Origin of the sequence: Acinetobacter sp. RIT698 (genome assembly GCF_009668065.1) — a bacterium.
GTDB classification, from domain to species: Bacteria; Pseudomonadota; Gammaproteobacteria; order Pseudomonadales; family Moraxellaceae; genus Acinetobacter; species Acinetobacter guillouiae.
Window position 1 is genome coordinate 59,461 of the sequence record NZ_WJYH01000005.1, and the last position, 14,138, is coordinate 73,598.

9 protein-coding genes and 1 pseudogene are annotated in these 14,138 nt (G+C 37.4%); 4 read left to right on the forward strand and 6 right to left on the reverse strand.

The window, feature by feature from the left end; all coding sequences use genetic code 11:
• Positions 1 to 3: 3 nt before the first annotated feature.
• Positions 4 to 366, reverse strand: a complete 363-nt coding sequence (locus GJV03_RS03585; RefSeq protein ID WP_154129481.1) for a hypothetical protein — start codon at positions 364 to 366, stop codon at positions 4 to 6.
• Complete coding sequence (locus GJV03_RS03590; protein WP_154129482.1) at positions 353 to 4,828, reverse strand: RHS repeat-associated core domain-containing protein; 4,476 nt, start codon at positions 4,826 to 4,828, stop codon at positions 353 to 355. The genes GJV03_RS03585 and GJV03_RS03590 overlap by 14 nt, the downstream gene beginning before the upstream one ends.
• Before the next feature lie 259 nt (positions 4,829 to 5,087).
• Here GJV03_RS03590 and GJV03_RS03595 point away from each other — a divergent pair.
• A pseudogene (locus GJV03_RS03595) lies at positions 5,088 to 5,465 on the forward strand (helix-turn-helix domain-containing protein); the annotation flags it as partial.
• Between the two features lie 681 nt (positions 5,466 to 6,146).
• Here the strand turns inward: GJV03_RS03595 and groL are convergent.
• From groL to GJV03_RS03615, 4 genes are all read right to left on the reverse strand, one after another.
• The gene (gene groL, locus GJV03_RS03600; RefSeq protein ID WP_004819670.1) at positions 6,147 to 7,781 is read right to left on the reverse strand and encodes a chaperonin GroEL; all 1,635 of its coding nucleotides are present in this window, start codon (positions 7,779 to 7,781) and stop codon (positions 6,147 to 6,149) included.
• A 78-nt stretch (positions 7,782 to 7,859) separates the two neighbouring features.
• A complete protein-coding gene (locus GJV03_RS03605; protein ID WP_004722444.1) occupies positions 7,860 to 8,150 on the reverse strand; it encodes a co-chaperone GroES in 291 nt (96 codons plus the stop codon).
• A 173-nt stretch (positions 8,151 to 8,323) separates the two neighbouring features.
• Entirely contained in the window at positions 8,324 to 9,112 is a 789-nt protein-coding gene (locus GJV03_RS03610; protein WP_154129483.1) for a metallophosphoesterase, read from the reverse strand.
• Positions 9,093 to 10,031, reverse strand: coding sequence for a diacylglycerol kinase family protein (locus GJV03_RS03615; protein WP_004819665.1), 939 nt, complete (start codon positions 10,029 to 10,031; stop codon positions 9,093 to 9,095). The genes GJV03_RS03610 and GJV03_RS03615 overlap by 20 nt, the downstream gene beginning before the upstream one ends.
• Before the next feature lie 407 nt (positions 10,032 to 10,438).
• Between GJV03_RS03615 and GJV03_RS03620 the strand changes: the two genes are divergently transcribed.
• The 3 genes from GJV03_RS03620 to GJV03_RS03630 all read left to right on the forward strand — a co-directional run bounded on the left by GJV03_RS03620 (position 10,439) and on the right by GJV03_RS03630 (position 14,130).
• A complete protein-coding gene (locus tag GJV03_RS03620) occupies positions 10,439 to 12,271 on the forward strand; it encodes a phosphoenolpyruvate carboxykinase (GTP) (protein WP_151956172.1) in 1,833 nt (610 codons plus the stop codon).
• 194 nt (positions 12,272 to 12,465) lie between these two features.
• A complete protein-coding gene (locus GJV03_RS03625; protein ID WP_004722451.1) occupies positions 12,466 to 13,344 on the forward strand; it encodes an ATP-grasp fold amidoligase family protein in 879 nt (292 codons plus the stop codon).
• A gap of 75 nt (positions 13,345 to 13,419) precedes the next feature.
• Positions 13,420 to 14,130: a hypothetical protein gene (locus GJV03_RS03630; protein WP_151956170.1), complete on the forward strand. Its 711-nt coding sequence runs from the start codon at positions 13,420 to 13,422 to the stop codon at positions 14,128 to 14,130.
• Positions 14,131 to 14,138 lie beyond the last annotated feature (8 nt).

The following is a 14,138-nucleotide window of genomic DNA, read 5'->3' on the forward strand; positions in this document are numbered from 1 at the left end:
AGGTTATAAATATATGTTTAATTCAGTTTTTCTCTCTATTGCTTCTTCGAGTAAAGCTTTAATCATATATAAATAGTGATTTTCAGGATATCTATTAATGTATTTTTTAGTAAGGACAAGAACTTCTTTTAAAAGCTCTTGTCCTGAAATATTTTCATCCTCACCAGTACTAATCATTAGACCAAATTTTTGATTAATTTCATCAAAAAATTTAATTCCCCATAAAGTATTAATGTACTTCTCCTCTATAGGAACTATAGTCATAATATTAGTATCTTCAATACCGTGGTTATGTTTTTCTATGGCATCTTGGTTATGTGGAACAATAAAGCAAATCATATGTGAATACTCATCATGGTAAAGCATAAAAATGTGTTACTTGTTGATATTCTGCCTTTGATCGCCCCATCTGTGTACCATTAGGTAATAGTTTATTACTAACATTTTCTCCATTTAATCCCGTAAAGCTTCTAGTTGAATTGATGTTTGGGTTGTTAATCCTAAAATAATTACCAGAAAGATCATACATAACTTGCATTCCATTATTTCTATTTTCAAAAATCGTTTTTTCTCGATTAAATGTGTTATAAATTCGCGGATTTTCTCCAGCTATTTTTCTAACAGCTTCAGAAATACTTGCTCTTTGCCAGTTATTTGAAAATTCTGTACTTCTAGTCGCACCCTTCAATAAAGGTAGAGAATTTGAATTTGAATATCTACTAAGTTCTCTTTGCAATAAGAACACATCACGCATAGTAAATGTCGGCTGTCCTGCTGGAACTATTACATTATACTTAAAGTTCGGATTATGTAATCTGATATCCTGTTGTAGCCTTAAAACTGTTGATACAATTAAAGGATCTGATGTTGGGCGAATATTTGCAATTCTATTATTACGAGGACTCAACCCTTCAATATCATAATTATTAACAGGATTCCCACCCACATAAATATAAGGATTCAATCCACCTTCTAAACCAATACGATCAGGCTCAACATAACGCCCTAAAGCAGGATTATAGAAACGGTTATGGTTATAATGCTGTTTAGTTAACTCATCATAGTATTGACCAGGGAAGCGTAGATTAAACTTGATGGTCTGAACACTTGGAACGCCCACACCGAATGCTGTTGAATCCCATGCCCATGCTGTAGTTGTACCATCAGTTGCACTGATTAAGCGACGTGGGGTATTTTGTGCATCCGTTGAAATCCAGTAAACTTTAGTTGCAGTACCTGAACCATAAATAGCAGCAACAGGCTTATCACCCATCCACACATATTCAACCTGTGGGATACCATCTGCATTATATTCACCAATCAAATGACTGTTTTCATCATAAATATACTGAACAGCATTCGCTTTCCATGCTGATCCATTCGCTTGATAACCACGAACAGTACGCTCATTCTTATGGTTGTAAGTCATGTAGTACTGAGGTGCAGTAACAACCCCACCTGTAGTTTTATCCTCACGACGATTGCCTGCATTGTCATATGTAGGTGTAAATCCACCATAGATCAACTCAGCATTCGCTGTATGAGGTGTCGCAATACCTGCAATTGTGGCTAACTTATTACCCGTATAGGTATAAGCAACACTTGCCTGAGGTTGTTGGTGTGTCCCTGTAGCAGCAAGGCTTAAACGGTTACCATTTTTGTCATACGTATACGTAATACCGAAAACATTGCTTGTACCATTTACACGAGTCTCATTCAAAAGACGATCTGCATTGTTGTAACCAAAGCTATCCACGAGACCATTATTACGCGTGATTTTGTTAATACGACCATCATTATCAAAGCCATAAACTAAACTATAGTTAACCACCCCAGCATTATTTTTATTGCTAATCGACTGAACTACGCCACTTTTAGAAACATCATAAGCCCATGTGTAACTTGCAGCCCCAGTCCCCCAATTCCAACCTGTCATCTGGCCACCAGCATCATAAGTGATTGCACGAATGAGGGAAGTACCATCCAAAGTAATATTGCTTAGAAGATTTTTTTTAGTGGCATCATAAGTATAAACAAGGTTTCGACCAGATGGTAATGTTACAGCACTTAGCTTGTCACCAAGGGTATAAGCATAACCCACAGATAAAATTGGTTTAGTCCCTGCCCAAGTCGTAATGGTTTTATTGGTTTGAGATTTACCGATAATACGATCATAAATATCATAGATATAAACGGTATCAACACCATAAGCAGTATCAGCAGATGTTACCTTATCCAAACGACCAAAACGGGTTTGGTCATAACCAAAGCTAAGATTACTGAGTAGTGTTGCAGGCGTTGTTGCAGAAGCATTCGTACAGGCTGTTTGTCCTACTCGCTCTAAAGCATCAATATTGGTATTATCACACTTACGAGTCCCATATAGGGATTGAGTCAGTAGATCAGCTTCATTGTAGGTATAAGACTTGGTTCCATAGTCTGTATTGATTTCTTTAGTTAAAACTTTACCATTGCGATAAGAATAAGGATTTGTACCCGCATTTAATGCATCTAAAGCAGTTAATGTATTATCTTGTAAGTCGTAAGTTTTGGTATCAACATTACCTAAGCCATCAATATGAGTCAGTACACGGTTAAATGCATCATAAGACCATTTTTCGGTAATGCCTAATGCCGATGTACTTTGAATGAGATTTCCATTGAGATCATAAATATTGTCCACCCAGTTTTTAGCGGTATCGGTACCACTCATTGTTCTAAGCGGACGTCTATTTACATCCAATGTTGTGGAACTTTGACTAAAAATGGTTGCACCAGTACTATCTGTGAGTTTTTCAGAAGCAACTACACTATTACCATAATAGCTCTTATTGGTTACACTACCATCTGGGGAAACTGTTTTAATAATATGACCAGCAAGATCATAAAAATAAGAAGTTTTTTCACCATCTGGATTCGTTTCAGAACTTAAACGTTTTAAGACATCATAGGTATAACTGATGGTTTTTCCTGTAATGGCTGAGGTTGAAGTGCCGACACCTGTCGTCTTACTGGCGACTGTCCCATCTGTGTTATATATAAATTTATCCACTAATCCTGATGGATAAACGATACGTTCAGGTTGACCAAGCGAGTTATAACCCACATAGCTAGTCGTTCTGGTGATATTATTTACGATTTGAGATTCTGAAGTTTTATTACCATAGCTATCGTATGTGAATGTTATTTTATCAAGTGTGCCTGCACGAGGTCCATCTACACTGTCTAGTAATCCATTATTCAAGTATGTATATACAGTTGCTTTAGAAATACTTCCTGCTTGAGACGAACTTAATACAGACTGAGTAATTTGCCCAATTGTATTAATCGTATTCGTTTGGGTCTGATTTGCTCGTTGAATTGTGCTTGGAATACTAAAATTAGTGTTATAGCTTAAAGTAGTTGTACGAGGACTCGACGATCCTACTGCTTCAACCCACGATGTTAATCTGTTACTTGAATCATAAGCAAAAGTAGACTTATTCCCAATTTTATCTGTAGTAGAAGTGAGTTTTCTAATTTTTTTAGAAAACACGAGTTCTTTAACAGGTTTACCACCAACACTTAAGCAAGGTAACGAACTCTTACTATTATAAATAATGCTATCAGAAGTATCGTTTATATCAAAAATTTCAGTAGATGGGGTGGCTGTAAATGAGTTTGGAGTAGAAAGTGTTAAAGTCCCACCATAAGCAAGCTCAGCATAAGTCAAGCTAGAATAATCCAAACTCTTATCCGTGAATGAGGCTATCTTATTCGCTGAGGCTTCCCAATTTAACAATGCTTGTCCAGATTTTGAATATTTAGACAAAATTGGGATATTTACACCATATTTTGTTTTAGCGCTGTCATTGAATAAACCATTATGTAGATAGTTTGTATAGTTATAGTCTTCTGTACCATTTATAGTTGATGTAACTTGAGTCAAGATTGGAAAATTCTTTGTGCTACCATTCCACAGGATGGATTGGATACTATAATTATAGGTTGCTGTCTGTTTATTCAATGGATTTGATAGAGTTTCTACACTTGATATAAACCCTTGGAGTTGAAATCCTAACGTCGAAGTATCAGACCCATTCATATTTCTACGATTTATTAATATTTTATTTCCTAAATTATCTGATACCCCTGTAACGAGATATCCTATAACAGCTCCTCCAGAGGTAGTGGCTGGGGTATATGTCATTGTAATAACTTTACCGCCAGAGTATTTAACTTGAGTGGCTTGAAAATTTTGTATTAACGCTCTTGAACCAGATAAAGATTGGAAGGTAATTTCTGTGCCATTGATATTAACTATCACTGTTAGATTATTGTCAGTTATTTTATATTCTAAGTCTGTAGTGATTGGAGCGAGACTAGAATTTGATAAACGAATGGACCCATCCGCTTGTTTTGCAAAAAGTAATGGTAACCCACTGCCTGGCATATTCAGAGTAAATGCACGAGTCCCTATTGTTTGTAGTCGATAATCATAATTATGAGACCATCCCATTCCAAGTAAGGCTCTGTTTTCTAAATAGGTGATAGCGAAAGCTTCATCTAAACTCTTTGCATCACCAGAACGAAGTGTTGGAATAAAACCTAGTTGCAAAGCTGTTTCGTAATTTCTACTGAAAGGTAATGGGCCACCAATATCCGTACTGCCTGTTATAATTTGACGGGATATGGCATTAATCCCTGGAGTACATGATTGTATATTTTGATTTTGAGCCGTTAATGCCGTTAAACCATATCTTTCACCAGTATAGTCCGCATGTGTATATACTGTTAAGAAAACTAAAAAAAGTGCTAATACATACTGATAAAGATAGTTATGTTTCATATGATGATTCTCTGTTTTTATCTATTCATTTTTTCTAAAATGAATTATAGATTATTTTTTAAACCAACTGTTAATATTTTTTAACACAACTTAACTAAAAATCAGTAAATATCTCCACATTTAACATAATGGGCGCTTATGCGAAACCATTATGTTAGAACCCATTTAAAGTGTCTATATTTTCACCAATAAAAATGTCACCTTTAGAATATTCATTTTTCAAGAATTTCTTAGCGGACGATTTAATATGTTTGTGTCTATGTCGGATAAAGAACTCAAACGTTTATCAGTCTTGCAAGAAGTCTGTGATCAATGCCTTACCCAGCTTCAAGCTGCTCAACTACTGCATATTTCCCCACGTCAAATTCGTCGGCTACTACTGAAATATAAAAGCCAAGGTTCTTCTGCATTGGCACATGCTGGTCGCGGTCGCCCTAGTAATTCAAAATTATCTGAAGATATTCGATCACAGTGCTTAACCATCGTTGCAGATCAGCTCCATGGCTTTAGTCCAACTTTAGCGCATGAAAAGCTCACAACTTTTCATCACTTTGATATTTCAGTAGAAACTCTAAGATCCTGGATGATTGCAGTAGTTCTATGAATTCCATTTGCTAAACGTCTCAAACGACCATATTAACCACGCTATAATCATGATTGCCTCGGTGAACTGATTCAAATCCATGGTTCAGAGCGACTGTACCTGCTCGCATATCTAGAGCTTGGGTAGAAAGCCAGATTTCATCAATACGGATCATGATGTCAATTCACGAATAAGTTGAGCAAGTGATGCCATATCTGTCATTGGCCATGTGAACTGAAGAGATTGATCTGATTTTGCTATCTGGATCTTAAATGTAATCTCATTGTGTGTTCTGTATAGCAATGAAATTTGATCGTGGTTCTACGTTTAAGATCGCATTTTCAAGAGATGCATTTTTAACCCAAGGATTGAGTAAATTGGTGTTGATCCCGTGTTCTAATGCAACGCTAGCAATAGAAATATGTGGATGATGACATTTTTGAATGAGTTCACGTTTGAAGTCATTACGCTAAGTACGACGTTTTCTTTTTACACGATCAGCATCAATGACAGCCAGTTCTTGATTCATAAATTTAGTACCCATTAATAAATAAGTGGGTACGAAAATAAGCGTCTATGATTAATTTTTGTAGTGGTGCTTTAGCGGACGCTTACGTACAATTTCTGTATCACGCTATAGGAGAACTAGAAGAGACTTTTTAAGGATCAGACAAATTAAATAAAAAAATCCCCGCATATAGCGAGGATTTTTTATGATCGGAGATTGAAATGATATTACATCATTCCGCCCATACCACCCATACCGCCCATATCAGGCATAGCAGGTTTGTCTTCCGGGATATCAGTAATCATACATTCAGTCGTTAACATCAAACCAGCAACAGATGCAGCATGCTCAAGTGCAGAACGCGTTACTTTAGCAGGGTCAAGGATACCCATTTCTAACATATCGCCATATTGTGAAGTTGCAGCATTGTAACCAAAGTTACCTTCACCGCTCTTCACTGCATTGATCACAACTGATGGCTCATCGCCCGCGTTAGACACGATTTGACGAAGTGGCGCTTCGATCGCACGACGAAGGATGTTCACACCTACAGTTTGGTCATCATTTGCACCAACAAGACCGTCAAGTACTTTAGCTGCACGTACCAACGCAACACCACCACCTGCAACAACACCTTCTTCAACCGCAGCACGCGTTGCATGAAGCGCATCATCTACACGGTCTTTCTTCTCTTTCATTTCAACTTCAGTTGCAGCACCAATTTTGATTACAGCAACACCGCCAGCGAGTTTAGCTACGCGCTCTTGAAGTTTTTCTTTATCGTATTCAGATGTTGATTCTTCGATTTGAGCACGAATTTGAGTTACACGTTCAGCAATTTGATTTGCATCACCAGCACCATCAACAATCACAGTATTTTCTTTAGAAATCGTGATTTTATGTGCAGTACCTAAATCTTGAAGCGTTGCTTGCTCTAAAGACATGCCTACTTCTTCAGAAATCACAGTAGCACCTGTCAAGATCGCGATATCTTGAAGCATTGCTTTACGACGATCACCAAAACCAGGTGCTTTAACCGCACATACTTTGATAATACCGCGCATATTGTTTACAACCAGTGTTGCAAGTGCTTCACCCTCAACATCTTCAGCGATGATGAGTAATGGTTTACCTGTTTTTGCAACAGCTTCTAAAACTGTAATCAATTCACGGATATTACCAATTTTCTTATCAACAAGAAGAATGAATGGATTTTCAAGTTCAGCAGTCAAAGTATCTTGTTTGTTTGCAAAGTACGGGCTGATATAACCACGATCAAACTGCATACCTTCTACAACATCCAGCGCATCTTCAAAGCCTGAACCTTCTTCAACGGTAATCACGCCTTCTTTACCAACGCGTTCCATTGCTTGCGCAATCAACTTACCTACAGTTTCATCAGAGTTTGCAGAAATCGAACCGACTTGTTCAATTGCTTTGGTATCAGAAGCTGGTTTAGCAGTTGCTTTGATATTTTCAACAACAGCTCTAACCGCAAGGTCGATACCACGTTTCAAATCCATTGGGTTCATACCCGCAGTGACTGATTTGATCCCTTCATTTAAAATCGCTTGAGCAAGTACAGTTGCAGTTGTTGTACCGTCACCTGCGATATCATTGGTTTTTGAAGAAACTTCACGAACCAATTGTGCACCCATGTTTTCGAATTTGTCTTTTAAAGAAATTTCTTTAGCAACAGTTACACCATCTTTAGTGATGTGTGGTGCACCGAAAGAACGATCAATAACAACGTTACGACCTTTAGGGCCTAAAGTTACTTTTACTGCATCTGCAAGTACGTTTACACCCGCGATCATTTTTGAACGCGCTGAATCACCAAATTTTACGTCTTTAGCTGACATACTAAACTCCAGATATCTTTATAAATTTTAAATTTTGACCAATATTTTTGGATGAAAACCCATCTCAACAGCAGAAGATTAACCTTCCAATACCGCTAAAATGTCAGATTCTTTCATCACAAGAAGTTCTTCACCATCAACTTTAACTTTAGTACCTGCATAAGCACCAAACAGTACGTTATCGCCAACTTTAACGTCTAAAGCGCGTACACCGTTATCAGTGATTTTGCCATTACCTACAGCAAGAATTTCACCTTGAGCAGGCTGTTCAGCTGCAGAAGTACTTAAAATCAAACCACCTGCTGTTTTAGTTTCTTTTTCAACACGGCGGATCACAACGTTGTCATGTAAAGGACGAATCTTGCTCATTTCTAACTCCATAGACATTTTAAAATGTCATTGATTACTCAGCGAAGATGACTTCTTATTCCTAGGTCATCGACAAAATATTTGTATGTCACATTTGTGGGGATGGAAATAAACGCTTCAAGGGGAAAACGAAAAAAAATTTATTTAATTTGTATGTTTTTTCTTCTTTTGTATCAAATCATGTCTAATTCAGAATTTTTTACCGCAGTTTTGGCAATAAATTCCTGTAATTGTTCATCAAAAAAATAATGTTCAAAGCGCCCATCTTGATGAATCACATTAAAGCTATTGGGTATATTTTTATGCAAACGTCGAGAAACTGCTGTACCCGCATGAACCTCATAAACTGGTTGTTTTAAATTTAGCGCAAAGGCTTGATTCAGATCATAGACCGCAACTAAATGCAAATGACCGTGCAATAAAGCATACAGTTGATGTTGTCCCCATTCTTTAATGGCAAACTGCCCTAAAGCCGGACAATCTTTTAAGTGATGGTCTTCATTTGAGGTATAAAAAGGTTGATGACTAACGATTATTTTTAATTTATTTTTTGGTGCATTGGTCAACAACTGATTTACATTTTGAATTTGCTCAAATGAAATATGTCCGCGTGTATGATAACGGCGACGAATACTGTTCATGCCAATTAAATAAAAATGCTCTGTAAATAAGCTGCGTTCTAAACTGCCAAAGAACAGTTGATATAAACCAAATGGTCTAAAGGCACGATTCCAAACATGATACAAAGGAATATCATGGTTGCCAGGCACCACAAAATAAGGGATGTTTAGTGATTCTAAAAACTGCTTACATGCATAGAATTCTTTAAATTTAGCACGTTGAGTTAAATCACCGCTCACCACAACCACTTCTGGTTTATGCACAGCACAAAACTTTTGAATCGCCCGTATACACTCTGGACGCTCAGTACCAAAATGTAGATCAGACAGATGCAATAACATGCGGCACCATAATTTTTAAAGCATTTTTTTCTACGTGTAAGGTTAATGGGGTCGTCATTGAAACAATTTCTCCATCGACAGCAACGGTCAGTTTAGGCTTTTTTGAATAGACAATGACTTTTTGTGCACCAAAACTATACACATCGGAAGCGTTTTCCAATTTTCCACGAATGGTTTGAAACAAGGTTTTAAATAAAGTGGCTTTATCCCCTTTGGCGATCACCACACCGGCAATTTCCCCCACCTCTGCACATTTCGAAATTTTTAAATTCAATTCTTTTAATTGCAGTTGATTGTTACCAAAAAAAATCAGTGGTGTTTTTACAGGATACTTTTGCCCATCTACTTCGATCTCTAATTTGAGTTCTTTACGATCACGAATCAGTACATCCAAACCAGACGTGTAAGCATTTAAAGGAAAGCGTCCAAACCGACGATTATATTCTTCGCGTTTTTTAATAAACAAAGGATATAAACCTAAACTGGCATTATTTAAATAAATTTGATCATTGATACAGGCCACATGTGATGCACGCGGCTCCCCTGTGGCAATCACATTGGCTGCTTCTAAAATATTCAAGGGGATATGTAGAACACGCGCCACATAATTAAAAGTACCCAAAGGTAGTATTCCCATAGGAATTTTTTGCTTTAACATTTGCGAGGCGACTGCATTCAACGTACCATCACCACCAGCAGCGACAATGACACCACAATCTGAGTATTGTGCATGACGTTGAAAGATTTTTTGCATCAGGGTTTTTATATCAGGCTCTGAACCAATATCAAAAACTTGAATTTCAAAGCCATGTGAGGTCCAGATGGTCATGAGTTTTTCATAAATATCATCTTTCTGATTGGCATGAAAACCTGACTTTTCATTGTAAATCATTGAAAGAGGCTTGAGTTCTGTGTCCATAAGCTTGATTATTTTGAAGTATTTGCACTAATTTCGTCGATTTTCTAAACAAATAAAAGCACCTTTATGTAAAATTCGAATTATGCCCATTTATTAAATCAATAATTAATTTAGTAAATCTTATAATTTCAACTTATTGTAAACTATTATTATTTACAATTAAAATACCCTACATTCTATTTAAAAATACCAATAAAAATCAAACAATAATCCATGTTAGACAATACAAATCAAACACTTAGTGAAAATTCGAGCATTGGTATCTTTTAAGCCTTTAGTCTTATTTTTTTTATGAATATATGTTTTAATACCACCACTTTTTTTCATACTTAAATTTGAATGTAGTATCCCTTCATTCAGATTATTATTTGTACACAAAATTGTACATATTTTAGATAGGCCTCACCATGACCCAAGTGAACGCACCAGAATTCGTTCGTCATCCCAAGCTCATTGCATGGGTTGAAGAAATTGCTAAATTAACTAAACCTGCAAAAATTGAATGGTGTGACGGAAGCGAAGAAGAGAATCAACGTTACATCGACTTGATGATCGCTAACGGCACTATGCAAGCGTTGAACCAAGAAAAACATCCTGGTTCTTATTTAGCGAATTCTGATCCGTCTGACGTAGCGCGTGTTGAAGGTCGTACATACATCTGTTCTGAAAAACAAGAAGATGCTGGTGCGACAAACAACTGGGAAGCTCCTGCTGAGATGCGTACTCGCCTTAACGGTTTGTTTGATGGCGCAATGCAAGGACGTACCATGTACGTGGTTCCATTCTCTATGGGTCCATTAGGTTCTCACATTGCTCACATCGGTATCGAAATTACAGATTCTCCTTATGTTGCTGTAAGTATGCGTAAAATGGCTCGTATGGGTAAAGCTGTTTATGACGTACTAGGCACTGATGGCGACTATGTTCCTTGCGTACATACTGTTGGCGCTCCGCTGGCTGAAGGTCAAAAAGATGTTGCATGGCCTTGTAACCCAGAAAAATATATCGTGCATTATCCAGAAACTCGTGAGATCTGGTCTTACGGTTCAGGATACGGCGGTAACGCATTATTGGGTAAAAAATGCCTTGCTTTACGTATTGCATCATCTATGGGTCGTCAACAAGGCTGGTTAGCTGAACACATGTTGATCCTTGGCGTGACCAATCCACAAGGTGAGAAACACTATATTGCAGCGGCATTCCCATCTGCATGTGGTAAAACCAACTTTGCGATGTTGATTCCACCTGCAGGTTATGAAGGTTGGAAAATTGAAACTGTAGGTGACGATATTGCTTGGATCAAACCAGGTGAAGATGGTCGCTTATATGCAATCAACCCTGAAGCTGGTTTCTTTGGTGTCGCACCTGGTACAAACATCAAAACAAATCCAAACTGTATGGCGACACTTCATAAAGATGTCATCTATACAAACGTTGCGGTAACAGATGATGGTGACGTATGGTGGGAAGGCTTAACTAAAGAAGCACCTACTAACTTGACCAACTGGAAAGGCCAACCGCATGTTGCTGGTGAAAAAGCAGCACATCCAAATGCGCGTTTCACTGTTGCAGCGGGTCAATGCCCTTCTATTGATGCTGACTGGGAAAATCCAGCTGGCGTACCAATTTCTGCATTCATCTTCGGTGGTCGTCGTGCAGATACAGTACCTTTAATCTCAGAAGCTTTTGACTGGGTTGATGGTGTTTATAAAGCAGCAACAATGGGTTCTGAAACAACTGCAGCTGCAGTAGGTCAACAAGGTGTTGTACGCCGTGACCCATTTGCAATGCTTCCATTTGCTGGCTATAACATGGCTGACTATTTCTCTCATTGGTTAGAAATGGGTGAAGAAGTTGGTGCTAAAGCGAAAGCTGCAGGCAATAAACTTCCTGGCATTTATAACGTAAACTGGTTCCGTCGCGATGCTGAAGGCAACTTTGTATGGCCTGGTTTTGGTCAAAACATGCGTGTGCTTGAGTGGATCATTGACCGTTGTGAAGGTCGTGCTGAAGCAGTAGAAACACCAATTGGTTTTGTTCCAACCTATGAACAATTGAACTGGACAGGTTCTGACTTCACTAAAGATCAATTTAATCTTGTGACTTCTCAGAACAAAGATCAATGGATCAAAGAAATCGAAAGCCACACTGAGTTATTTGATAAACTTGGTGAACGTTTACCTGCTGCACTTAAAACTCGTCAAAATGAGCTTTTAGAAGCTGTTAAAAAATCTGCTTAATCGCTAAAATCAAGTCATACAAAAAGACCGCTACATAGCGGTCTTTTTTAATTAATATGAAACATATCACCTTATTGTTTAGGTATTCATTACAATTATGTAATAAAAATACAAATGATTACTGTTTCCATATACAAAATTCATATTTTCTCTATAATTCAAACATTACTTTATTTTATTGATTTTTTTTAATCATGTTAGAAAATATTATTTATTCGGCAAAAGTTATTAGAGCCAAATTTGTCTCAGATAGACGCTATCTCACCAAAAGATTTATTGCTAAATTGGGTTATACCCCGAACTTTGATCAGCCTAAAAGTTTCAATGAAAAAGTCACCGCCAGAATGATCTATGAAAGAGCGCCCTTACATACGAAATTGGCGGATAAATTTGCTGTCCGCGAAATGCTTGCAGATAAAATTTGTTGTTCCCATTTTGTTCCACTGATTGGTGTATATAAGTGCTTTGAGGAAATTGACTTTAATCAACTTCCCAACAAGTTTGTTTTAAAATGCAATCATGACAGTGGCAGTGCAATTGTCTGTAATGATAAAGCGCAATTTGATATCAAAAAAGCGCAGCACAAACTCAATCACCACCTTAAACAAAATATGTATTTTAGAAAACGGGAATGGCATTACAAAGACATTGTTCCTTTAATTTTGGCCGAACAACATATTGATTTATTTGTTGATCAAGACAATAAGCTGACCATTACAACATGCCGTGTTCATTGTTTTGAAGGTCAGCCTCGATATATTGAAGTCGATGTACAAGACAGCCAAGGCGTGGATTATTCAAATATGTATGACACATCTTGGGTGCTGCAACCCTTTACCGTTGATCTAAAAAGTAATACGCCAAGCTGTTTAGCACGACCGCAAAAATTAAATAAAATGCTTCAACTGTCAGAAGATCTTTGTTTCAAATATGGTTATAGTCGAATCGATTTCTTATTATCTCAAGACGATGTTTTCTTTAGTGAGATTACCTTAACCCCCAATGCAGGTCGTATGGTCATCACCCCAAGTGAGTGGGATGAAAAGTTAGGCGCTTTATGGCTGACTGATTAAGCCGAGCAAAAAGACCGACGCGTTCGGTCTTTTTTGTGATTTAATGCAATCATTCAATATCTAAAAATAAGCGCAATGACACCAATTAAAAACATTACCACAATTCAACCTTATCTAACCCTGTTACCTGACCACGAAGTCGTCTTCGCCCCTTCAAGTCTATTTCTAGCTCAACATTTACTTCCACTTGTTTCAATTGATTTATCCGCAATCAATCCAGCATGGCAAGGAAAAATTCATTTGCTCAATCCGATTGAACCTTATGAAGGTTATATCGGAAGTGATACCACAGAATTTTCTGATGCATTTGCCAATGAAAATTGGTTTATTATGCAATTAAATCAACAAAATCAATATGAATGGTTAGCAAACAAAAGATATTTTGCTTTAGAGAATCCTGATTGCGGGGCCGATCTAAAAACCCATCATAAAGAAATGTATGAAGATTACGTGCAGCTTAAACAGCGCTTTGCTGAAACTGGAAAAGTCATTTCAACATCACGCATTGAATATCAAAATGATTCTGCAACAACCCTGCTTGACCAATTAGGGGGTGAATGTGGCGGTGGAAACTGGACTTATCCGATTGATGAACATTTTGATTTACGCTACATCAACGCAGACCGTGATGATCAAGAGGTTCATATTTATGACCGTGATGGCAAGCGTTATTATTTTATTGCAGCTGTTGCTGGCTGGGAATATTGTTCACATGGGGCAGATTGGATTTTAATGTATTACCAACCTGAAACCCAACGCGTTTTATATACCTTTGATTGGTCATAACGTACCTT

Coding starts and splice junctions, on each gene's coding strand:
- GJV03_RS03610 (WP_154129483.1), bottom strand. CDS start 9,112: ATGTTATTGCATCTGTCTGATCTACATTTTGGTACTGAGCGTCCAGAG.
- groL (WP_004819670.1), bottom strand. CDS start 7,781: ATGTCAGCTAAAGACGTAAAATTTGGTGATTCAGCGCGTTCAAAAATG.
- GJV03_RS03620 (WP_151956172.1), top strand. CDS start 10,439: ATGACCCAAGTGAACGCACCAGAATTCGTTCGTCATCCCAAGCTCATT.
- GJV03_RS03585 (WP_154129481.1), bottom strand. CDS start 366: ATGCTTTACCATGATGAGTATTCACATATGATTTGCTTTATTGTTCCA.
- GJV03_RS03630 (WP_151956170.1), top strand. CDS start 13,420: ATGACACCAATTAAAAACATTACCACAATTCAACCTTATCTAACCCTG.
- GJV03_RS03625 (WP_004722451.1), top strand. CDS start 12,466: ATGTTAGAAAATATTATTTATTCGGCAAAAGTTATTAGAGCCAAATTT.
- GJV03_RS03615 (WP_004819665.1), bottom strand. CDS start 10,031: ATGGACACAGAACTCAAGCCTCTTTCAATGATTTACAATGAAAAGTCA.
- GJV03_RS03590 (WP_154129482.1), bottom strand. CDS start 4,828: ATGAAACATAACTATCTTTATCAGTATGTATTAGCACTTTTTTTAGTT.
- GJV03_RS03605 (WP_004722444.1), bottom strand. CDS start 8,150: ATGAGCAAGATTCGTCCTTTACATGACAACGTTGTGATCCGCCGTGTT.